The sequence below is a fragment of the Lactococcus ileimucosae genome, assembly GCF_943193185.1.
Classification (GTDB): Bacteria; Bacillota; Bacilli; order Lactobacillales; family Streptococcaceae; genus Lactococcus; species Lactococcus ileimucosae.
On sequence record NZ_CALPDE010000015.1, the window covers coordinates 19,202 to 41,735 of the forward strand.

25 protein-coding genes and 1 riboswitch are annotated in these 22,534 nt (G+C 41.6%); of the genes, 6 read left to right on the forward strand and 19 right to left on the reverse strand.

The features are described 5' to 3' along the window. Positions 1-3: 3 nt before the first annotated feature. From NFR51_RS07450 to NFR51_RS07465, 4 genes are all read right to left on the reverse strand, one after another. The gene (locus NFR51_RS07450; protein ID WP_251713088.1) at positions 4-711 is read right to left on the reverse strand and encodes a B3/B4 domain-containing protein; all 708 of its coding nucleotides are present in this window, start codon (positions 709-711) and stop codon (positions 4-6) included. Then, on the reverse strand, positions 708-2,213 hold the full coding sequence (rlmD, locus tag NFR51_RS07455; protein ID WP_251713089.1) for a 23S rRNA (uracil(1939)-C(5))-methyltransferase RlmD: 1,506 nt from the start codon (positions 2,211-2,213) through the stop codon (positions 708-710). The genes NFR51_RS07450 and rlmD overlap by 4 nt, the downstream gene beginning before the upstream one ends. Positions 2,214-2,313: 100 nt before the next feature. Beyond that, positions 2,314-2,706: an SMU1112c/YaeR family gloxylase I-like metalloprotein gene (gloA2, locus tag NFR51_RS07460; RefSeq protein ID WP_251713090.1), complete on the reverse strand. Its 393-nt coding sequence runs from the start codon at positions 2,704-2,706 to the stop codon at positions 2,314-2,316. 30 nt (positions 2,707-2,736) lie between these two features. Then, positions 2,737-3,090, reverse strand: a complete 354-nt coding sequence (locus NFR51_RS07465; protein WP_277613160.1) for a winged helix-turn-helix transcriptional regulator — start codon at positions 3,088-3,090, stop codon at positions 2,737-2,739. A 139-nt stretch (positions 3,091-3,229) separates the two neighbouring features. Between NFR51_RS07465 and NFR51_RS07470 the strand changes: the two genes are divergently transcribed. From NFR51_RS07470 to NFR51_RS07485, 4 genes are all read left to right on the forward strand, one after another. Continuing rightward, on the forward strand, positions 3,230-4,048 hold the full coding sequence (locus NFR51_RS07470; RefSeq protein WP_251713091.1) for an aldo/keto reductase: 819 nt from the start codon (positions 3,230-3,232) through the stop codon (positions 4,046-4,048). Positions 4,049-4,247: 199 nt separating this feature from the next. Beyond that, positions 4,248-5,081: a recombination regulator RecX gene (gene recX, locus NFR51_RS07475; RefSeq protein WP_251713092.1), complete on the forward strand. Its 834-nt coding sequence runs from the start codon at positions 4,248-4,250 to the stop codon at positions 5,079-5,081. 236 nt (positions 5,082-5,317) lie between these two features. After that, entirely contained in the window at positions 5,318-6,166 is an 849-nt protein-coding gene (locus tag NFR51_RS07480; RefSeq protein ID WP_251713093.1) for a MurR/RpiR family transcriptional regulator, read from the forward strand. Positions 6,167-6,198: 32 nt separating this feature from the next. Further along, positions 6,199-6,510, forward strand: coding sequence for a DUF960 domain-containing protein (locus NFR51_RS07485; protein WP_251713094.1), 312 nt, complete (start codon positions 6,199-6,201; stop codon positions 6,508-6,510). Between the two features lie 68 nt (positions 6,511-6,578). Here NFR51_RS07485 and NFR51_RS07490 read toward each other — a convergent pair whose 3' ends face one another. From NFR51_RS07490 to NFR51_RS07515, 6 genes are all read right to left on the reverse strand, one after another. Beyond that, the gene (locus NFR51_RS07490) at positions 6,579-8,210 is read right to left on the reverse strand and encodes a hypothetical protein (protein ID WP_251713095.1); all 1,632 of its coding nucleotides are present in this window, start codon (positions 8,208-8,210) and stop codon (positions 6,579-6,581) included. Positions 8,211-8,381: 171 nt separating this feature from the next. Continuing rightward, positions 8,382-9,149 carry a metallophosphoesterase gene (locus NFR51_RS07495; RefSeq protein WP_251713096.1) on the reverse strand — a complete coding sequence of 256 codons (768 nt, stop codon included), beginning with the start codon at positions 9,147-9,149 and terminating at the stop codon, positions 8,382-8,384. A 557-nt stretch (positions 9,150-9,706) separates the two neighbouring features. Next, positions 9,707-9,952 (reverse strand): 30S ribosomal protein S18, encoded by a 246-nt coding sequence (rpsR, locus tag NFR51_RS07500; protein ID WP_003133134.1) that lies wholly within the window; start codon positions 9,950-9,952, stop codon positions 9,707-9,709. 72 nt (positions 9,953-10,024) lie between these two features. Continuing rightward, positions 10,025-10,516, reverse strand: coding sequence for a single-stranded DNA-binding protein (ssb, locus tag NFR51_RS07505; RefSeq protein WP_251713097.1), 492 nt, complete (start codon positions 10,514-10,516; stop codon positions 10,025-10,027). A gap of 37 nt (positions 10,517-10,553) precedes the next feature. Continuing rightward, on the reverse strand, positions 10,554-10,847 hold the full coding sequence (gene rpsF, locus NFR51_RS07510) for a 30S ribosomal protein S6 (protein WP_251713098.1): 294 nt from the start codon (positions 10,845-10,847) through the stop codon (positions 10,554-10,556). A gap of 384 nt (positions 10,848-11,231) precedes the next feature. Further along, positions 11,232-11,444, reverse strand: coding sequence for a hypothetical protein (locus NFR51_RS07515; protein ID WP_251713099.1), 213 nt, complete (start codon positions 11,442-11,444; stop codon positions 11,232-11,234). A gap of 191 nt (positions 11,445-11,635) precedes the next feature. Then, positions 11,636-11,823: riboswitch (Lysine riboswitch) on the forward strand. Between the two features lie 76 nt (positions 11,824-11,899). On the opposite strand from NFR51_RS07515, the gene NFR51_RS07520 reads away from it, so the two are divergent. Continuing rightward, a complete protein-coding gene (locus NFR51_RS07520) occupies positions 11,900-13,363 on the forward strand; it encodes an amino acid permease (protein ID WP_251713100.1) in 1,464 nt (487 codons plus the stop codon). 88 nt (positions 13,364-13,451) lie between these two features. On the opposite strand, the gene NFR51_RS07525 is transcribed toward NFR51_RS07520, so the two are convergent. The 5 genes from NFR51_RS07525 to NFR51_RS07545 all read right to left on the reverse strand — a co-directional run bounded on the left by NFR51_RS07525 (position 13,452) and on the right by NFR51_RS07545 (position 18,886). Continuing rightward, on the reverse strand, positions 13,452-15,098 hold the full coding sequence (locus tag NFR51_RS07525; protein ID WP_251713101.1) for a hypothetical protein: 1,647 nt from the start codon (positions 15,096-15,098) through the stop codon (positions 13,452-13,454). 253 nt (positions 15,099-15,351) lie between these two features. Continuing rightward, positions 15,352-17,010 carry a DNA polymerase III subunit gamma/tau gene (dnaX, locus tag NFR51_RS07530; protein WP_251713102.1) on the reverse strand — a complete coding sequence of 553 codons (1,659 nt, stop codon included), beginning with the start codon at positions 17,008-17,010 and terminating at the stop codon, positions 15,352-15,354. Between the two features lie 12 nt (positions 17,011-17,022). Continuing rightward, positions 17,023-17,643, reverse strand: coding sequence for a phosphotransferase (locus NFR51_RS07535; protein WP_251713103.1), 621 nt, complete (start codon positions 17,641-17,643; stop codon positions 17,023-17,025). An 8-nt stretch (positions 17,644-17,651) separates the two neighbouring features. After that, positions 17,652-18,134, reverse strand: a complete 483-nt coding sequence (locus tag NFR51_RS07540; RefSeq protein ID WP_251713104.1) for a free L-methionine (R)-S-oxide reductase MsrC — start codon at positions 18,132-18,134, stop codon at positions 17,652-17,654. Positions 18,135-18,448: 314 nt separating this feature from the next. Continuing rightward, positions 18,449-18,886, reverse strand: a complete 438-nt coding sequence (locus NFR51_RS07545) for a DUF1761 family protein (RefSeq protein WP_251713105.1) — start codon at positions 18,884-18,886, stop codon at positions 18,449-18,451. Positions 18,887-19,197: 311 nt separating this feature from the next. On the opposite strand from NFR51_RS07545, the gene NFR51_RS07550 reads away from it, so the two are divergent. Beyond that, positions 19,198-19,497 (forward strand): chorismate mutase, encoded by a 300-nt coding sequence (locus tag NFR51_RS07550; RefSeq protein ID WP_251713106.1) that lies wholly within the window; start codon positions 19,198-19,200, stop codon positions 19,495-19,497. 63 nt (positions 19,498-19,560) lie between these two features. Here NFR51_RS07550 and NFR51_RS07555 read toward each other — a convergent pair whose 3' ends face one another. From NFR51_RS07555 to NFR51_RS07570, 4 genes are all read right to left on the reverse strand, one after another. Beyond that, positions 19,561-19,992, reverse strand: coding sequence for a hypothetical protein (locus tag NFR51_RS07555; protein ID WP_251713107.1), 432 nt, complete (start codon positions 19,990-19,992; stop codon positions 19,561-19,563). Positions 19,993-20,213: 221 nt separating this feature from the next. After that, on the reverse strand, positions 20,214-21,554 hold the full coding sequence (gene glnA, locus NFR51_RS07560; RefSeq protein WP_251713108.1) for a type I glutamate--ammonia ligase: 1,341 nt from the start codon (positions 21,552-21,554) through the stop codon (positions 20,214-20,216). Between the two features lie 51 nt (positions 21,555-21,605). Continuing rightward, entirely contained in the window at positions 21,606-21,971 is a 366-nt protein-coding gene (locus tag NFR51_RS07565; protein WP_251713109.1) for a MerR family transcriptional regulator, read from the reverse strand. Between the two features lie 65 nt (positions 21,972-22,036). After that, a complete protein-coding gene (locus NFR51_RS07570; RefSeq protein WP_251713110.1) occupies positions 22,037-22,489 on the reverse strand; it encodes a low molecular weight protein-tyrosine-phosphatase in 453 nt (150 codons plus the stop codon). Positions 22,490-22,534: the final 45 nt, after the last annotated feature.

Genomic DNA, 22,534 nt, shown 5'->3' on the forward strand with positions numbered 1-22,534 from the left:
CTCTTAGTCTAAACTGAGCTCAGGATTTTCTTTTGTCATGATTGCAACCTCTGCACGTCCTCCGAGATGTGCAACAGTAAGCTCTGCCAACTTTTCTATAGCTTGTCGCAATTCATCTGTACGACTTGCATCCACACATTCAATGATTAAAAAGGCGTTTTTTGTATTTTCTGTCAGCATTGTACGTTGACCATCACGCCAATTCCAGCAGCGACAAACGGCACCCTCATCATCAAGATAAGCAATTTCTCCAGCCAGAGCATTATCCGGCTCCTCATCCCCTAAAGCGATGAATTTTTCCCCACCTTGTGCCTGAGTCAAACGAAGATTGCCAGCAAAGCTATCAATATCTTCGCCACCGGCTGGTAAACCATAGGTTAAACTCATCGTATTGTAGATATCCACAAGGGGATTAATACTGCCAACTTCTTTGCCTTTTTCAACCCGTTTCATCAAGTTTTCAATAGAAGAACGTGCACCTTTTTTAGTCTTAAACTTACGATAAGCTTGACGCCAAACTGAAACAACTGGATTTTCACTAAAAACAGGCTCTTGTAAAAATTTCCCTGATTCTTGGTTGGCTTTGGCCAACATGTCTTTGACTTCAGCAGAGCTCTCCCCTGTATTATCAATACCTTTAGCTAAAACAATCCCAATTTGCGTGTCTGGGAAAAGCTCCCAAAAATCTTTTTCAATGATAAATTTTGTCATTTCCTTTTCCTCCGTGGTTTACTATAGCTTGCTTTTGACTTTTCAGCACGGAAAGGTGCTGCCAAAGGTTGAGCAAGTTTACGCATTTTCACTACCGCTTCAGTCCGTGCTGTATGGGGGAACATATCGACAGATTGGATGTATTCAATGCTGTAAAATTGCGAAAGAATTACTAAGTCTTTTGCCAAAGTCGAAACGTTACAAGACACATAAACCAGTTTTTCTGGTGTATAAGTGGTGATTGTTTCCAACAAGGCATCATCCAAACCTGTACGTGGCGGATCAACGATAAGCGCTGTGGCTCTATGGCCTGACTTATACCAGTTGGGAATGATACGCTCCGCTTTACCTACCTCATAATGGCAGTTTTTAAATCCGAGACGTTTCGCGTTAGATTTAGCATCAGCGATAGACTCTGGCGTAATATCCATCCCGTGGACAGATTTGACTTTCTTGGCCACACCAAAACCGATTGTCCCAACGCCACAATAGGCATCAATGACACGGTCATCTTTTTTCGGATTTAGCGCGCGTACGGCCTCACCGTAAAGAACATTGGCTTGTTCTGAATTGAGTTGATAAAAAGCACGTGGCGACAACTCAAAGTCATAATCCAAAACGCCTTCAGTAATCGTTTCTTTTTCTGCAAAGAGCATCTGTGTACGGTCACCATAAATTTCGCTGGTTTTCTTTGGATGGAAGTTGGCTGATACAGAAACAATCTCTTGAAACTCTTCCGTCAAGTCAGATAAGATATCATCCATCTTCACCAAGTCTTTGCGTTGACGTTTTGAGAGCTCTTCACGTGGTGCAGGCCAAACTTGGCCATCTAAGCTGATACGTGCGGATGTCACGAAAATAATTTGGACTTCACCTGTTTTTTGGCTGCGTCGCGCAACGATTGTGCGGATACCCATGACTTTACGCTCGTCATAAACAGGCAAATTGTATTTTTCAATCAAACGGCAAATACGATTAGCTATATTTTGGATAACTTCATCTTGCACCAAGCAATTTTCTAAATTCACCAGATGGTGCGTGCCTTCTTTGTATAAACCAGCAATAACATCCCCATTGTTTAGACGGCGCACTTGAAATTGTAATTTGTTACGGTAACGCAAAGGATGTTCCATACCAAGTGTCGGTAAAAGTTCATACTTCCTCCACCCTGTTGGGCGGTATTTCTCCAGAGCTTGACGGAGTAAATCACGCTTGAACTCCAACTGTTGTGGATAAGCAAGATGCATGATGTGAGAGCTACTCAACTCGTGATAAACACGGTCCTCAGGTTTGACACGGTATTTTGACTTTTTATTTATCTTTACAACTTTTGCGCGTGAAAAGTTACGTGCATTTTCTGTAATTTCTGCCAAAATTTCTTCTGTAGGCAGTGCGTAAGGCACAAAAACCAAGCGCCCATGGTAAGAGGCGATTCCTTCGCCATTGATACCCATACGCTCAATATTGAGTGGGATTTTTTGTCCAATTTTCAGATTAATCATATCCCAATTTTAACATAATTTTCCTGTGATGAGCCTCGGAAAATTATGTCATTCCCGCCACACAGACAGGGAAAACTCCAGCTACAGTTGGAATTTTATATTATTCATGCAATTCTAGCGGCAGATCATCTGGATCGTAGAAGAAAACCATCTTTTTATCTGTGATTTCATCCACACGTAGTTCTCCTACTTTCACACCTTGGTGAGACAAATATGCTATATCTTCTTCAATATTATTTGTCTTTATTGCCAGATGACGTAATCCCTTTGCTTCTGGATAAGACACACGTTCGGGCGCTTCGGTCTTGATAAACAGCTCTATTTCCGTTTCGTCATTCATCTTTAAATCAATTTTTACATCTCCTTTATCAGGACGATTATTTTCTCTAATCACAGAAAAACCCATAATATCGACATAAAACTTCCGAGACTTTTCATAATCGCTACCAATGATAGCAACATGATGTACCGTGTCAAAATTCGGTTTATACATTGTATCTCCTTGACTTATCTGTATATTCAACTAATCCTTAATCAGGATATGGACGTCGTTTCCTTGCTCTTTTAAAGTTTTGACATGATCTTCTCCCCAAGAGCAAAGACTGTCTAAAATATTATTCAAACTTTCTCCATAAGGACTTATCGAATACTCTACTTTAGGAGGGACTTGATTATAAACTTTCCGAATAATGATATTATCTGCTTCCAGTTCGCGGAGCTGCTGTGTGAGCATCTTTTGACTAATACCAGGGATATTACGCTTAAGTTCACCCGGTCTGCGTGGCTGATGTCTTAAGTTACATAAAATTATGGCTTTCCACTTTCCGCCAATCACATCCATCGTGGCTTCTACACCTATGTTATAAGTTTTTTTCAAAAAACACCTCTTACAATTCTTTATTTTAATTAAAAATTACTTTTATGTATGTATATAACAAAAAAGTAGGTACTATTCAACAAGTTGTTTTTATTATATACTATTTTTTGTCAAAAGAAAACTTATAGGAGAACATATAGTGAAGCTTAACAACCATATTGATATCCCTGAATTAGGCCTAGGTGTATTTCAGATTCCCAACGAAGAAACTGCTGAAATCGTCAAAAATGGTATCATCAACGGCTATCGCCTCATTGATACTGCACAGATTTACGGAAATGAAGAAGGAACGGGGCAAGGAATTAAAGAAGGACTTCACGCAACGGACTTATCTCGTGAAGACCTCTTCATAACTTCAAAACTGTGGGGCAGTAACCTTTCCTATGAAGAAACCCTTCAAAGCTTTGAAGCAAGTTTAGAAAAATTAGGTTTGGATTACCTTGACCTTTATCTCATCCACTGGCCGGGTACTGACTATGGTTACCAAGAGTCTTGGAAAGCAATGGAAGATTTACATAAAGCTGGACGCATAAAAGCACTCGGTGTAAGTAATTTTCAAAAACACCATTTGGAACGCCTCTTTACATATGCTCAGACACTACCAGCAGTAAATCAAATTGAACTGCATCCTAAGTTAGCCCAAAAGTCCTTACGCCATTTTTTAGAAAAACATAATATCAAAACTCAAGCTTGGTCTCCACTCATGCAGGGAAAATTACTAGATAATGAGATTATCCAAAAAATCGCTCAAAAGCACCAGAAATCAGCTGCACAAATTATTCTACGTTGGCACTTAGAGCAAGGCATCTTGCTCAATGTAAAATCAGTCAAGGTTGAACGGATGCGGGCTAACCGTGATGTCTATGACTTTTCACTGGATCAAGAAGACATGGGGCTTTTGGACACACTTGATGAAAATTTACGCATAGGACCAGATCCAGAAACATTTAATTTCTAAACCAAGAAATTATCACGAGACTGGGATAAGAATCTCAAAAACAGAAAAATCACTCAATTCGTCATAAAGTAATGCAGGATTGAGCGTTTTTTATATTTGGAAGAATATTCACTTGTATCTCAACTGTTCTTATCTTCCCCCGCACTGTTGGTACATAAAATAATGCTCCCCTTCTCTAAAACTCTGATATAATGATGCTATGATAAAAATCAAGGAAATTACAAAACTCAAAAAGCTTTATAAAGTCACCTTTACCGAACCGCTCACATATAAGGATTGGGATGAAGAGCAAGATAAAATCTATGTATGTGAGGATACTGTCGTTAAGTTTATGCTCACGCGTGACAAAGCACTCACTGAAGGGGAGTTTGAGCAACTCTTGTCTTTCGATCATTTCGCCCAAGGCAAAGCTTTGGCGCTTTATTTCATCTCTTTCAAACCTCGAACCTCATCTGAAGTAAAAAAATATCTTTTCGAGCATCATATTCAAAGCTCTCAAATTGAGGCTATCATTGACTATCTCGGGAAAAACAATCTCATTAACGACCGAGCATATATTGAAAGTTACATCCGAGGAAAAATCAGAGCTGCCAATGCGGGACCCTACCAAATCATGCAAAAATTGCGAATGAAGGGACTGGAATCACAGCTAATTGAGCAACTTCTTACACAAGTATTTGATGAGGAAAAACAAATCGATGTAGCCGTAAAGCTCGCTGAAAAAATCGTCCACCAAAAGGCAAGTCGCCTCACACTTCAGCAACTTAAGCAAAAAGTGACACAAACCCTTACAACTAAAGGTTTTTCATACAATGTCAGCGCCATCGCTTTGGAAACTTTAGAACTTGAAGCGGATGAAGAAAATGAGCTAGAGTTGCTCTACAATGAACTCGAAAAAACAGCACGCAAATACAGCAGAAGATACGAGGGTTATGAACTTAAACAACGCATTACACAAGCCTTAGCGCGCAAAGGCTTTGACTTTGGATCTATCTCAAGCGCTATTCGTGAGTATGATTTTGAAGAGGAGTAAGAGAAGCTTGTTATCCCAAACCGCCTTCCCGCCTCGCCACAGAATCATTGACAACACTGACTTCAAATTACATAAACAATACCCACTGATAAGCCTCGGCCCTCACTAATCCCCAGAACCAAAAATCAGTCATAAGCTTAGTAAACGCCTTTTTACTTTTATCATTCTTTTTTATGGTCTCCTCCTATCGCTTCCAATAGGGGGTATGATATAATAAGGCTAGGACTGGAAAGTATATGACACAATCTTTAATTACACGTATCAACTCTTATTACGATAATCTCAGCAAGTCTGACCAAGCAATTTCAAATTACTTGATTAAAAACATGGATAGTGCTGCTCGCCTGTCTATCCAAGACTTTGCCAAAAATACTCAGGTATCTACAGCAACCATTTCACGATTTGCGAAAAAGATTGGCTTTGATTCTTTTCAAGATTTAAAGCTAGCTATCCACAGCACCGAAAAATTCAAATCAGATAATTTTTTCAGCGAACTGTCGCCTAAGGACAGCTATAAAGACATCCTTACAAAAAACTTTACAAGCAATACTTTGTCATTAAATGCGACACTGCAGCTCATCGATAGCAACACGCTAGATGAGATAATGAATGTGCTCCTTTCTGCAAAGACATGTGGTTTTTTTGGCGTAGGAGGTTCTAATGCCGTGGCTTTGATTGCTTATCATAAGTTTTTGCGTATGCCTCTACAAACCGTCTATCATCAAGACTTCCATTATCAGCAAATGTTGGCTTCAAAGTTAACGAAAAATGACTGTGCCTTTGTTATTTCGCATACTGGGAAAAACAAGGATACACTTAAGATTGTTGATATCTTGAAAAACAATCAAGTCCCAGTAATTGCAATAACATCATTTGCTCACTCAGCATTAGTGAAAAAAAGTGACTTATCCCTCATTTCAATAGCTGAGGAGATTTCTTTCCGCCCAGAAGCGGTTGCCTCAACTGTTTCCCAAATCAGTCTTCTTGATGCTATCTTTTTGATGTATGGCATGAAGAGTCAAGACACAATTGAGCACTCTTTGGAAAACATTCGGGAAGTTATTAGTCAAACCCGCTTAAATTAAGTTTATCAAGTTAATGTTCTAGGAGGACCAAAATGGCATTTACTGAAACAAAAGGACGCTATGCAAGCTATGGTACTGTATCAAGTATCCCTGGCGAAATCATTGACAGTTTTTGGTTCATCATTGACAACCAGCTCAAAGGTGTTATTGCCCTTGAGCCTCTTATCAATTTTGAATTGTTGAACCAAAACGGTTTACTTTCTGTAAAATTTTCGCAGCCAAAGAACCCTTTAACTATTACTGTTGATTTCCAATATCCCTTCAACCCCTCGTGGCCGCGCTATTTTCACGCTGTCGACAATAATGGAAAAGAAACCATTATTTCTTCAGGGGAGCGCCAATAAGAATCCGGATATGAAACCACAAGCGAAAAACATTCAAGAACCAGTACTGGTTCTTGAATGTTTTTCTTTTATTGACGAATAATTAGAGCAGGACGCACACCACCAACAGCAGAGATATTATTTGTAGCGCGATTGGAGAGCATTCCTGACATCTCTCCTCTATTTACATCCCAAGCACTTGTTCCCGGAACCGCAGGAGTACGCGTCCACCACCACATAGAACCAGAACCTTCACGCGATGCCCTACTAGGGAAGGCTCTGCCTGAACCTGATAAGCGAGCGACGTCTGCTAAAGAGAGTGCAAAAGCACGTCTTGTCCCACTCGTATCAACTTGAGTGATATCTGCCGCGACTTCAGGGAAATCATCTATATTACTAGGTAACCAGCGCCATGCTTCTAACCAAGCGATAGCGTCACTTTCAACATTTCCTGTTGCAAAATTTTCTCTCACTGGCTGAACCATAGCTCGGACCTCTGAAGCAAGCACTCCCGTGTACCAGTTATCTAAATAATCATTCTGAACATCGAATGAGAGAGCTGTAGTAACATTATTCCGAATAATCAAATGATTCCCCCCACCTTGATTCTCCAGATAACGGTACTGCTCCCCAGCCATAGTAAAGATGGTCCCCGGTGCCATGATGCTAAAGTTGATTTGGTCGGGTTGGACATCATCATCTGGTCCCGGATTCCCCCAGTTGTTATCGATAGAACCGTTCTGTACGGCTGTCAGGAAGTCTGACAGGTCGGCATGATGCGTATAGTCTGGATCTGCAGCCAAGAAATCATTGATACGGTCAGGACTGATCAGTTGCCCGTCCACATGGATACCATAATAATACTCGCCCGGGATGTTGTCCGCCGCTGCGGTCATCTGAGCTGCATCCAAGAGGTAAGAAGTGGTCTCTCCTGCTTGGAGTTGGTTCGCCCAGTAAGCCCAGCCTGTTTGGTGGTCAATCACCCAGAAGTTCCCGACTTTCAGGTTATTAGGGAGGGCTGCCCACTGACTGATTGTCATTGGGGCACGGTCTTGTTGCAGGTTTTGAGCGGCATCATGAGTGACTTCTTCGCCCGGCCAAACTGGACCGCTGTTGTCAAAGCTGTCGCCAGAGGACCAGTAGGCATCTGTACCGTCTCCGGGATGCGTGGCGCCATCTGTGACACCGTCTGTGGCTGTGCTTGTGACCCAGTCACGGGCATGTCCTGCAGAGGCGGTCATCAGGTCTTGGTTGTCTCGGTTGAAGGTGGGCATGAACCATGGGGCATCTTGGCCTGAGCGGGTCCAACCAAAGGTCAGGTTGGCATAGGTGTTGAAGGCAGCCGAGTCACCTACACGGGTGTTGAGATTGGTCTCTGAGGGACGCATGACCGTCCAAGTGTTCACTTGGTCACGGATGGTACCGTTCACTATAGGGGTGAAGTCTGTATCTCCTGTGGCGCGTTTCTCCATGAACTCGGAGAGGCGGATACGAGCCATGAGGGGCACATTGCCATAGTTCTCCACGAAGACGTCCTTGTTTTCGGTGTCTCGGTTGTAGTAGTCGTGGACACGGCCGCCGGGGATGTTTTCTCGGAGCCGGTCATTGATGGCCCGCTGGTTGAAGGCTTGGAAGGCGAAGGTGCCGCCTACCAAGAGCAATAAGAGGGACAGGAGCGCGAGGTTGCGCAGCCGCCGCTGGTTTTTCTTTTCTGGTGTCATAAACTCCTCCTTTGGCGTAACCTGTACTTTTAGATTTACATTACATATACATTTCTAATGTTACGTTTACTTTCTGAGTCTATAGTATAAAAAAAAAAAAGGTCAAATGAAATGAGTGTTTGATGAGAAAAGACCCAAAGGTGTATGCACTGCACCTTTGGGCCTTTTCTCTTAAATCTCATAGTATACTATCTCTGGAGGTACACCAAACCTTATAGGTAAAAAAGTCAAACCTATCCCTGCATTGACAAAGAGTGTCGTATTCTGGCCTAAGTCATATAAACCAGAATCATAAGCTTTAGAACCATCATTACGTAAGCGCCAATTTCCAAGTCGGATTTGGCCACCGTGGCTGTGCCCTGCGACTACCAAATCATACTTTTCCGGATGTTCAACCCGTAAAATCGTATCCGGCTCATGAATCATTAAAAGGGAAAAATCTGCTTGCTCAGGCAGCATCTCAAAATTCGGCTGACCTTCACGTAAGTCATCAAGCCCCGTCAATGATACATTTCCCGACCTCACAGACTGATTTGTGAGTACTGTGAATCCTGACTCCTCCAGAAAACTTCTAATATAGTTAGGATGACCCTCTTCAGAAAAATCATGATTGCCCAAAATAGCAAATTTCCCCAAAGGAGCTTCTAAATCCGTCAGAATTTCTTTAACTTTATTTCTCTCATGCTTCTGAGCCCAGCTTACCTTATCAAATAAGTCACCTGTGAACAAAATCAAATCAGGTTCCATCTGTTTGATGTGCTTTGAAAATTTATAAAAACGACGTGGTCGGGTGTGCCAGTTAAAATGTGTATCTGTAAAGTGTGCAACTTTCAAGCCCTTCTCATCTGAGATTTTAACTTTTCGCACACGCATAAAGTGTGGTTCAAGCAAAATCCCATAAAACAGAAGGCTAAAAAGTAGAATTATAATCCATATCATTGCTTTTAATTTCTTAACTTCTCTTTTTTCATAATCATTTGTAGGCCTGTAAGATTACGCGAAAACCTTGTTTTGGTTTAGACATATCTAACACTCTTGTAGCTCTTCTAATGCTTAGCCAAACATAGGCTTTTCGGACATCTCTTTTGTCACACTTCCTCTTAAACAAAGGGCCTTCTGATTTATTAATTTACCTAAACAAGTGCCCCCTCAGCATGAGCGACCATTTTCTAGATAGGATACCTTTTTAGTAGGCTGTGTTTCTCTCAAACCCTTATTCCACATTTTTTAGAAATGCTTCTGTATCAGGTATTTATTTACTCACCACAAAAGTTCACCTTGTAACTCAAGCTACTTTTTTGTAATTCCTTCGACAACTTAACCCTATGGTCTTCTTTTATTTCTAGTATAACATAAAGTCGAACAAGACGAAGGAGAGCCATCTTCACATAAGTTTTGTCAGCATGTGACTACCCGTTATGACATATAGGAGCACACTCAAGAAATCAAGGTTGGAGTACGAAAAAAGACACCCTCTGGTATCCTTTTTTATATCTTTAGTTTTCGTCAGAAGCTACGAATGGCAAAAGAGCCATAACACGTGCGCGTTTGATAGCTGTAACCACTTTACGTTGGTTTTTAGCTGAAGTACCAGTCACGCGACGTGGCAAGATTTTACCACGTTCTGAGATAAAACGTTTCAAGAGTTCAGTGTCTTTGTAATCAACAACTTCGATTTTGTTAGCTGCGATAAAGTCAACTTTTTTACGGCGTTTGAAGCCACCACGTTTTTGAAAAGCCATAGTGTGTTTCTCCTTATATTATTGTTTTATGATGTGTTGCAGGAAAGCCTTAGTTCCCTCTACAACGGGCTATTAGAATGGAAGATCATCATCAGAAATTTCCATCGGTGAGCCACCAAAGGGATCAGCATCACGACCAAAATCAGGTGTTGCAGTACTTGCTGTGTTCGTTCCAGCAAACGTACTGTTTTGTGGTTGTTGCGGCTGTGGTGCACTGTATGAACCACTTCCGCCTTCACGTACGGCACGACTTTCAAGCATTTGGAAGTTATCCGCCAATACCTCAGTCACATAAACACGTTGACCTTCTTTGTTCTCATAATTTCGCACTTGAATGCTACCTGTTACACCAATTAAGGCACCCTTTTTCGCCCAATTTGCCAAATTCTCAGCAGATTGACGCCAGATGACACAGTTGATGAAATCAGCTTCACGTTCGCCTTGCGCATTTTTAAAGCGGCGGTTAACAGCAAGCGTAAATGTAGCAACCGCAGTATTTTGCGGTGTGTAACGTAGTTCAGGGTCACGCACAAGGCGTCCAACCAAAACAACATTATTAATCATGATGTCTCTCCTTTAATTTTGTCCAGCTAAACCAGAATTAAGCTTCTACTTTAGTGATCATATGACGAAGAATATCGCCGTTAATCTTAGCAAGACGGTCAAATTCGCTCAAGGCCGCTGAATCAGTAGCTGCTTCAAGAGTTACGATGTGGTAGAGACCTTCGCGGAAGTCTTGGATTTCGTAAGCGAGTTTACGTGTTTCCCAGTCTTTAGACTCAAGATTCACAGCACCGTTGTCAGTCAAGATATTATCAAAACGTTCAACGAGAGCTTTCTTTGCTTCTTCTTCAATGTTTGGACGAATAATATAAAGAATTTCGTATTTTGTCATTGATTTTTCCTCCTTTTGGACTAATGACACAGGTTGGAGCCTGTGTAAGTTATGAGTTTTACTCACGAGTATAAATTCTATCATATTAGCAGTTTTTTTGCAAGCTGCCCCACTCCTATCCACAGAAACTTTACGCCTTATTAAAAAATTATAATAACTATCTCGAAACAGTGATTTAGAAGCACTTATAGTGTACGCACATTTTTCTTAAAAAGGGCCTCTTCAAAGGTGTTTTACTCTTTTAAGTGTAAAGGTTATTCAAGAAAAGGGGCAATTTCTCAGAGCTTGTGAAACTTCTGGTCCCCTCTCGTAGAAGTCTTAAAACGAAACCAAAAGAAAACAACCCTCTGCACCTGCAGAAGATTTTTCATCTTTCTTTATTTATCAAGCTACAACATCAAGCATATTAGCTGGAATGTAGCGATACTCACCTTCTTTCGACTGATAGTAGCCAAGTTTTTTCACAATAAAATGCAGCTTGCATTGGTTATCAAAACGTTGGAATAAGTGTGTTACTTCTCCTTCTTGGCTGCGTGTTACGCGTACAATTTTTTCTCCTGCGTAAGTTGGAGATACATATTTTGGGGTAAATGCCATAACAAACCACCTCCCGATATAATTCAGATGAAAGCGTGTCCATCTATTGTCTATTATAACTCTTTTTAGTTTCTAAAACAAACACTTCGCATTATTCATAATCTCCAGGAAAAATTGCATAATTATACATTTTTTCCAGCTTTATTCTTGACAAGCCTCACAAATTAATCTAAAATATTCATAAATACTTAATAAACGATAGAGGTCGCAGCCAATAATAAGTTAAACGGAGCTTGAGTAAGCAGAGATGTTTGACCCAGGAGCGGTTGCCGAAAGAAAAGTTAAACTCGATAACTTTTCTTGGTTTAACGAGAAATACTTGTTAAACTGTCGTAGTCTAGCTAGACTCTTAGTATGGACACGATGCGCTATTCGGATAAAAATCCTTTCTGACGTTTAGTAATCCCTCGGGATTGCTTTTTTGTATTAATATTCATAATTTTAGGAGAGAAGTAATGGATAATACTTCAAACAACGGCCCCACGACAACCACACAAGTAAAACGGGGACTCAAACATCGCCACCTAACCATGATTGCTTTAGGGGGAACGATCGGTACTGGGTTATTTGTTGCCTCGGGTGCCACAATATCTCAAGCTGGTCCTTTCGGTGCTCTTGCTGCTTACGGAGCTATAGGGCTCATGGTTTTCTTCCTGATGACTTCCCTTGGTGAAATGGCTTCTTACTTGCCACTGTCCGGTTCCTTTGCTTCTTTTGCTGACCGTTATGTTGATGAGGCCTTCGGCTTTGCCATGGGCTGGAACTACTGGTTCAATTCCGCAATTACTGTAGCTGTTGAAGCCGCTACAGTCGGTGTAATCATGCAATTTTGGCTGCCCCATGTCCCTACATGGATTTGGTCCACCATCGTCATTGGTCTTATCCTATTGGTCAACTTGATTTCTGCCAAGGCTTATGGCGAAGCAGAGTTTTGGATGGCTACGGTTAAAGTTGTTGCTGTCATTGCCTTCATCGTGATTGGTCTCGCAACAATTTTTGGGATTATGAGTTATAAGCCAGATGTGGCACGCAACCTTTCTGCTGGAGGAAATCACGGATTTGTTGGTGGTATCGGAGGAATGATTGCTGTCTTTATGATTGCAGGTTTCTCTTTCCAAGGCACCGAAATCGTTGGTATTGCAGCTGGTGAATCTGAAAATCCTGAAAAAAATGTACCCTCAGCAATCAAACAAGTTTTCTGGCGTATCCTCATCTTCTATTTCTTATCTATCTTTGTCATTGGAGCTTTAGTCTATTATAAAGACCCTAGTCTTCTCCGTGCTGCTGCTCAAAACGATATTACCGTTTCTCCATTTACTCTCGTATTTGAGCGTGCAGGTTTAGCTGCTGCCGCTTCTGTTATGAATGCTGTTATTTTAACCTCTGTTATTTCTTCGGCTAACTCTTGGCTCTATGCAGCTTCTCGTATGCTTTTTGGTATGGCTAAGGAAGGCCATGCCCCAAAGATTTTTGCCAAAACAAATACAAGCACTGGTGTTCCTATTTTTGCTCTCTTAGCCACTGTCGCCATTGGTCTTTTAGCTTTCTTGACCAGTATCTTCGGAACAGAAATTTACTTCTACCTCGTAGCTGCCTCTGGTTTATCTGGCTTTCTAGCTTGGATTGGCATTGCTATCTGTCACTTCCGATTCCGCCGTGCTTTTATTAAGCAAGGGCATCAACTTTCCGAGTTAGGCTACCATGCCAAATGGTTTCCCATCGGTCCAATTATTGCCTTAATCCTCTCCATTATTATCGTTATCGGACAGATTACCACCGTTACGATGAGCGTGCAAAACATTGTTACCACTTACTTGGCGCTGCCACTTTTCTTAATTTTGTATTTTTCTTACAAAATTGTTAAGAAGACGAAACTCATTCCACTTGAAGAAGTCGACCTGAGTCGCGATATTGATTAAAAACTCAGATAAAACCCTAAAAATCACTCAACACTTGGCTTTCTAAGGATGCCTTGTTGAGTGATTTTTGTTTTGGAGTTTGACTACTTTAGTTGGATTGATTGATAATTATAGCAGGGCGAATACCACGAACAGGGTGCGTAAATGATACATTATTATTAGCGAATAACTGCCCTGGTCTCTGGAAATTCACATGCCAAGCGAATCCGGGAGCCCCAGGTGTCCGTAACCACCACGAGTTACTGTTCGTCGCTGTACGTCCCAAGGAGTTAGGAAATGCTTGACCAGGTCCAGATAGGCGTGTAACATCAGCTAAGGAGAGTGCAAACGCACGTGAACTACCACCTGCTCCTTGGACAACTGTTGTCACATCTGCCGCAACATCACCTTGTAAGTTATTGGGAATCCATCGCACACCACCATCAAATGTAACAACATCATCTGGAACACTTCCCGTTATGAAGTTATTAGCTACAGGCTGAACTCTGGCTCTCACTTCTGAATGAAGAGAGTCATACCAAGAATCCAATTCTTCTTCTTGCTGCACAAATGAAATCTCAGTAATCACATTGTTCCGGATAATCATATGATTACCAGAACCTTGATTCTCTAGATAACGATACTGCTCCCCGGCCATGGTAAAGATACGCCCCGGACGCATGGTCGAAAAGTCAAAGGCTGCTGGTGCACTGTCTTCATTAGGCAGTGGGTTCGGGCCGTCATCAAACATCACTCCGTTCTGGATGCCACGGAGAAGGTCTGCCAGCTCCGCATGGTGTTGCTCCCCGTCATTGAGGAACTCCTCATGCTGGTCAGGACTGACTAAGCCACTCTCGACATGAATTCCATAGTAGTAAAATCCGTTAAAGACCTTGTCCTCAATGGCAGCTGTCATCTCCGCTGCATCAAGCAGGTAAGAGCTGGCTTGCTCACTGTTCAGTCTGTTGGCCCAGTAAGCCCAACCCGTGTTGTGGTCAACCACCCAGAAGTTGCCTATCTTGTCTTCGTTAGGTAAGTTGCTCCACTGGTTCATGGTCATTGGCGCACGGTCTTGTTGTAAGTTCTGAGCAGTTTGGTTGGTCACTTCTTCTCCCGGCCAGATTGGACCACTGTTGTCAAAGTTTTCGTTTGCTGACCAGTAAGCATCAATACCGTCTCCCGGATGTGTCGCCCCGTCTGTGACCCCATCTGTTGCCTCGTTCCCTTCGATCCAGTCCCGCGCATGTCCTGCCGCTGCTGTTCTTAAGTCCAGGTTGTCATGGTTGAAGGTGGGCATATACCATGGGGCATCTTGACCGGAACGTTCCCAACCAAAGGTGAGTGTGGCATACTGGTCGAAGGCATTTGAGGCATTGCTATTTTCCCGGTCATTGATATTGCCTGCGCTTGGAATCCATGTGGTCCAGTTTTCTACATCGTCACGGCTAGTCCCTGCGACCAGGGGCGTGAAGTCCGTTTCGTCACGTTGTCGGGTTTCGAGGAACTCGGACAGGCGTATCCGTGCCATGATTGGCCGTTCCCCGTAGTTTTCCACGAAGACGTCCTTGTTTTCGGTGTCTCGGTTGTAGTAGTCGTGGACACGGCCACCGACATTGATGTCCACTTCATTCAGCCGATCATTGATGGCCCGTTGGTTGAAGGCTTGGAAGGCGAAGGTGCCGCCTACTGCGAGTAACAGGAGCGACAGGAGTGCGAGGTTGCGCAGCCGCCGCTGTTTTTTCTTTTCTGGTGTCATAAACTCCTCCTTTGGCGTAACATTTACTTTTGGTTTTTCATTACAAGAAAATTTCTAATGTTACGTTTACTTTCTGAGTCTATAGTATAAAAAAGGTCAAATGAAATGAGTGTTTGATGAGAAAAGTGAGGAGGGCTTTCACTTGACCTTGTTTTCAGCTTCCGGGCCAGCGCCTGAAAAGTGGACAAAAAAGAAGCTTCTGACTAGGCAGGAGCTTCTTCACTTTATGACATTATAGGATTTATACCCGTTGCTAATCCTTAATTACTTTCACTTTTTCACCAAAAAATTCTTTCGCTTTGCTGACAAGCATTTCCTCTTCGTTAGCCTCCGTCTCCGCAACCATTTCAGCATTTTTTTCACCTTTTTTTAGGTGCATCACATACTCTTGCCGGACAGACTGCCAATCTTGTTCCGCCAGAGCAATAATCTCCGGTGAAAAACCTAAGATGGAGGACATAAGATTTCCAAATGTTAACTGTAAATTTTCATTTTCAGCTACACGTTTAGCTAGATTTCCATGGGGAAAAGTCACAACGACAAAGTTGCTTGATGCTGCTACAGGCGCTGTGTTATTGATTAACGCACGCTCTGAAGGCTTTGTAAAACTTGAAACAATCTCTGGCCAAGCCCCGAAAACAGCTTGACGTGCTTCATTTGTTGCTTCTCTTAACGCTTTAAAAATCAAGTCTTGATTTACTTGATATTTTTCTGAACTCGTTTGCAGCTTCACTTGGCGCTTGATTTGCACTTCTTGACTTATGGAAGATACAGAAGGCTTATTTTCAACTTCCACCAACTTGGCCTTAAGCTCCCGAAGCTCTGCTTTTATAGCTTGAAGTTCCTGCGCCAAATCCTCTGAAACCGCCGCGTCTTCTGCAGGATGAGAAGCACCGGCATCCACTAAGCGCATCGTCATGACATCGGCAGCAATTTTGCTTTGCGTTGTTTCTTTGATAATCTTCAAGGACTCAATCGCTATATTGATCCATTGATAAATTCGCGCCCGAGGTATCTTGTTGTCTTCCTTCAAAAGCAGGTCACGGAAATAGGTTAGAAGATCTTCTGTGAAGCGCAACATATTTTTACCTTCAAGAAAAATCTTCTCTAAATCCGCCAGTGCTGAGGTCACATCCGAATCTGCCAGCGCAGAAACATAAGAAACCAGCGCTTCGTTGGCAATTGAACCTGTTACGAGTAAAGCATCTTTTTCTTCAAGTTTACCCTCTGAAAAACTCAACGCTTGATCAAGTAAACTCAAGGCATCACGCATCCCACCTTCCGCAGATTTAGCAATCACATCAAGGGCCGCATCTTCAAAGTCGATCTTTTCATCAGATAAAACTTCCGCTAAATGCTGATGAATATCACTAGTCGTAATAGCCTTGAAAGCAAAGCGTTGCACACGACTAATAATCGTTGCTGGGATTTTTTGCAACTCGGTCGTTGCTAGAACAAAGACAACATTATCCGTTGGTTCTTCCAAAGTTTTCAGCAAAGCATTGAAGGCCCCTGTTGACAGCATGTGAACCTCGTCAATGATATAGACCTTGTAAGTCACACGGTTGGCTACATAAGTGGATTTGTCACGGATTTCTCGGATTTCATCGACACCGTTATTTGAAGCAGCATCGAGCTCAATAACATCTTCTAAATTTCCTTGGGTAATCGCTTGACAAATGTCACACTTGTTACAAGGCTCACCCTCTTTTTGATTGGGACAATTGATGGCTTTGGCAAAGATTTTTGCTGCTGAAGTTTTCCCCGTTCCTCTCGGACCGCTAAAAAGATAGGCATGAGAAATCTGACCATTCATAATGGCATTTTTCAGAGTTGTTGCAACGACTTCTTGACCAACCATTTCGTCAAATCTTTGACTACGGTATTTTCTATATAAAGCTTGATAAGCCATTTTTCATTCCTTCTAATAAAGGTCTGGCTCTGCGCCAAGACCAAGTTCTTCATTGATACGGAAAAGAACATCACGCGCAAGGATAGACTGATCAATATCTGTTGAGTTATAATTTTTCATGGCTTTGTAAACCGCCCAAACTCTTGCACGAATGACTGTTGCTTTATCAGCTTCAGCGGCTGAGAAAAATATCTTTCTCTGTTTCTCATCAAAAATTTCCCAAGCGATTGTCAAGTCACTGGCAGGATCTCCCACAATCAAAACCTCTGTCTCAACTACACCAGAAAATTTATCCTTAGTCACCCAAACTGTTTCCAAATTCAGATTGCCATGCAAGACTACTGGCGATTTTGTCCAGGGATTTCTACTGGCTTTCTCCCAATACATACGGAGGTCTTCTACTGGCACAACTCTCTTCATCTGGTCTAGCAAGGTAAAAAATTCTGCTTCAATAACTGGAAGCATTAGCTCTGCACCCTGTATTCCAGTCGCATCCAGCTTGTGCAGTTGATAAATAAAGTTCCCCAAATCTTGAGCAAATGCCTTGGGCTCTGCCAAGCGGTTAAAGCCCACTGGCGTCCTTTCCTTATCGTGAAATCTGTCTCTTATAAATTGATTTACTGTTTCTTTCATCTCTTCCCTCACTCAAAAAATCTCCAGTCTGTCCTATCTGATAAAATCTGACAGAATTCTTCAAGATACTTCTGATCAATATCATCATAAAACGATGGCTCAGCAGCATCTAAATCTAAAACACCTTTGAGTTCCCCATCCTTAATAAGAGGAACGACAATTTCAGACATTGCACGACTGTCGCAGGAGATATAGTTTTTATGCTCTTTAACATTGTCAACGATTAAGGTTTGACGTTTAGCAGCAGCTTCTCCACATACACCTGCCCCCAACTTAATCTCTACACACGAAACGCCACCTTGAAAAGGGCCTAAAATCAACTGTTCACCATTATAAAGATAAAATCCCACGAACACTTGTTTGGGCAAAAAATCATTCAAAAGGGCTGTAGCATTAGACAAGTTAGACAATGTATAGTTCTGTGCCGAAAGAAGTGCTTTCAACTGATTATTCAGGAGCTCATATCCTTCAACTTTTTCTTTTTTATTCATTGGTTCATCAAACTTCCTTTAATCAAGCCATTTCTAGCTCTGTTTTTTACAAAAGGACCAGAAAAGGACAAACATTTTAGCATTAAGTCCTTTACAAATCTCTGATTAAATTATAACAAAAAAGCGTCTTCTATTAAAACATGGAGAAGCAAAAAAGCAGATTGCTCTGCTTTCATACTGTAGACAAATCGACCTACTTTCGTTCCTGTGAGTTTTGGAGTTAAATTTTGCTACTCCAAAGAAAACTCAAAATGGACTTTTTTTATTTTTTGAAGCTTTTCGCTAGGTTCAAAGCAACTTCCGCTGCTTTACTTCTAACCTAATAACCCAATAACAAGCCCCAGCACAAGCAGACCAATCAATCCGTTCAAAAGATGCAGACCAATCAGTTTTTTACTTTGCCCACTGTAAGCTGCCAAGACAAATTGCCCAACACCATAAAAGGCTAACCAGTTGAGAAAAGCCATCATAAGTGCCGCCACCAGTGGACTGACACCAAATGTGCTTCCAATACCTGCTGAAGCTGTTTTTGCTGCATGTGAAAGACCAATCGCCATGAAGACTCCCACAAGAATCGTCCCACCAAATGTAAAAAGCATATCTGAAACAGACATTTTTTGCTTCTCCATTTTTTCTGCCATACCAGACTCTTTAGCCCAGAAACGCCCCCAAGCATGCACAGGATTATACAATAAACTTTCGACCATCACCCATGCTAAAGTTCCAGCAAAAATGCTTAACCAATTAAACATATTCATCACCTGCCTTTACATTTCTCAGAATAAGCACTAATCACTGTCAGTAGCCTTAATCTTTTTACATCCTATAATATTAATGAAATATTGTCAATCAATTTCAAAAAAAAGACATCTTTACGTATAAACTCTCCGCCTGCGTTTTTATTTTCTCAAGACAGACTTCAAAAATTCAGTTGTTTCCACCTTCACCAGCTTGTCCAACGGTATATTTCTTCACCCAAGTTTAAATATGAACAAAAGTCATTGCGACATCAACTAAATTCCTTAAGGGGCAAGAAGGAATTGAAATATGCTAAAATAAAACTATGACTTTAGAAAATATCCGGAAGGAAATAGATGCGTTAGACGAACAAATCCTTGCGCTTTTAGACCAACGTATGTTTCTCGTTGAAAAAGTTATTGCCGCCAAGGCGCAAGAAAATTTGCAGGTGCTTGATGCAGCACGCGAAAAGTTCATTCTAGAAAAAATTGAGAAGAAAATAAAAAATCCCCAATACGCTGCTTCTATCCAATCTATTTACAAAGAAATCATGAAGCAGTCTCGAGATTATCAAGAAAAAAACGGCTTAAAGAATAAACCGCCGAAAAATGGTAATAAAAAATGAACCCTCATGTCTGAGACTCCATTTTGAGAAATTTTGAATCAATATGACTTTTTCAGCAGACTGTTAAAGTGCTAGTTTTCCTTTCATACTTGACCGTAAGGTCATATATTCTAGCTGTGGCAAGTCCAAGAGAATCACTTTGCTCTTTTCCAACATATCCGTAGAAAGTAAAGCATTCAAAAAACCTTTGATTTCAGTGGTTCCAAGCTCTAAACACGCCACAAAAATAATATGCTTGGGAGCTTCTAATCCTTTAATGAACCGTGAAAAATCTGTCGGAGTAAGGGCCAGCTCAGAATCTTTACGATGCACGACAGTTAAATCTTCTTGATCTGATAGATATTTTGCTGCAAAGTCATCGAAGAGAGCCATGTTTACAATATCTCCTTGCACTTCAGAAACCGCATAAGCTCCCCTTTCTTGCATAGCAATCTTAACGACTTGACCATAGTCTACCTTATCTATGATGCTTTTCAAATTTTCTTTTATATCCATAGGACTAGTTTAGTCTTTTTAGTATAAAAATTCAAAAAAAGCACCTCAAAGATAAAGTTTAGGGAAAAAAGTTGGCCTCCCCACCTCGAACAAACTTCCCCTAAAAATGACAAAAACGCTTAACCACGAGCATAAGCCTCGCTTGGTTGAGCGTTTTTGTACTTTAGTTGAAATCAGCCAACTTGCCATTTTTCAACAGTCTTCCTTGAAGACTTTCTATTCTAGTAAAGTTCCAAATAGTTATCAATTTCCCATTGGCTGACAAATTGCGCATAGCTTGCCCACTCGATCTTCTTCGCTTCCACAAAATTAACGAGAACATGATTGCCCAGAGCTGCAGTTACCACCTCATCTTCACGAAGAGCTTTGACCGCATTATGCAAAGTTGACGGCAAATCCGTAATACCATGTGCCTTGCGTTCACTTTCAGTCATAACATAGATGTTTTCTTCCACAGCTTCTGGTGCGGCAATTTTATTTTCAATCCCATCAAGACCAGAGGCAAGTAGAACGGCCAAGGTCAAGTAAGGGTTGGCCGATGGGTCGACTGAACGAAGCTCCACTCGTGTAGACATTCCACGTGATGCTGGAACACGAATCAAGGGCGAACGGTTGCGCCCAGCCCAAGCAATGTAAACTGGTGCTTCATAACCCGGAACCAAACGCTTGTAACTGTTTACGGTCGGGTTTGTAATAGCTGTATAGTTGTAGGCATGTTTGAGCAAACCACCGATAAAGTAGTGTGCCACCTCAGAAAGTCCCATCTCTCCCGCTTCATCATAGAAGGCATTTTGACCGTCCTCTGTAAAGAGTGACATGTTACAGTGCATCCCGGAACCGTTGATACCAAACTTCGGTTTAGCCATGAAAGTTGCGTGTAAACCATGTTTACGTGCAATTGTCTTTACGACAAGTTTAAAAATCTGAATGTTGTCACAGGCCTTTAAAGCATCTGCATATTTGAAGTCAATCTCATGCTGACCAACTGCAACTTCATGGTGACTAGCTTCAACTTCAAAGCCTAAGTCCGTAAGGACGTTGACAATTTCACGACGTGTATTTCCCGCCAAGTCTGTAGGGGCGAGATCAAAATATCCTCCTTTGTCATTGACTTCTAAGGTTGGTTCTTGATTTTCATCAAGTTTGAAGAGGAAAAACTCAGGTTCTGGTCCCAGGTTGAACTTTTTAAAGCCCATTTGTTCCATATTTTCAAGGTTACGCTTCAGCACCCCACGTGGGTCCCCTGGGAAAGGCTTGCCTTCTGCTGTATAAACATCACAGATAACCCCAGCCACCTTGCCGTACTCGTCCCCCCAAGGAAAGATAATCCATGTGTCCCAGTCTGGATAGAGGTACATGTCTGATTCATTGATACGGACAAAACCCTCTATTGAACTGCCATCAAACATCATCTTGTTGTCAAAAAGTTTGTTTAATTGTTCGTCAGTTGCTGGAACTTCTACATTTTTCAGAGTTCCTAAGATGTCGGTAAACATCAAGCGCAGAAATTTGATGTTTTTTTCTTTGATGTCACGACGGATATTTTCTGCTGTGATTCCCATAATACGGCTCCTTTTTAAGAGTAAACGATACTTCTTTTATGTAATATCTTCTTACATACGCGGCTGGTTGAAATGAGTTGATGTCGAATGTCCAAAACGTCCTTGTTGCGCAAATTCGCGTTCCAAAGCAAGGTGTACTTCGCTGATAGAGAGGTTTTTCATTGCTTTTTTCTGCCGTTGAGCATAGATACGTTTAATATCTGCGATATTGTTGCCCTCAGACAATAACTCTGCAATATCAAACACAATCTCAATATCATTAAGAGAGTACATCCGGCGGTTGCCTTCGTTCCGCTCTGGAAAAAGTAAACCTTGTTCTTCATAGTAGCGAATCTGCCTCGCACTCAATCCTGTTAGTTTCATAACAGTGCCGATTGGCAGCACTGCTAGAGAGCGTCTCAATTCACGTTCTTTCACCCGTTATCTCCTCAACTTCAACTCTATGGCATATTATAAACCTAGTTTAAGTTCTTGTCAAAGGTTTATGTCATATTTTGTGACATAGTATCCTTGTTTTCTAAAATTTTTAAGCAGCCTTCTTTTACTAGGGCATAAGTTTCCTCAAAATCTCCCGTATACCAAGGGTCAGGAACTGATTTTTCCAAAAGCATTTTTATTTTATTTTTTTGGCCTGCTGGCGCCATTTTTTCCAAATCGCGTTTGTTTGAGGCATCCATTGCGATGATTTGATCAAAGTATTGAAAATCCTCTGGCGTAATCTGCTGACTGCCTTTTTCCTCGTCAAATTTAATGTCATATGCCTTTAGAATCGCACGCGTTCCAGGATGAATGGGGTTGCCATGTTCCCAACTGGATGTCGCTCTACTCTCTATTTCATAAGTTTTTCCCGCTTTTTCAGCCAGATCCTTCATGACAAACTCAGCCATCGGACTGCGACAAATGTTCCCTAAACAAACAAATACTATTTTTTCCATGTCTTCATTATAGCATATCCAGGGCTGTAAAAATCGCCAATAACA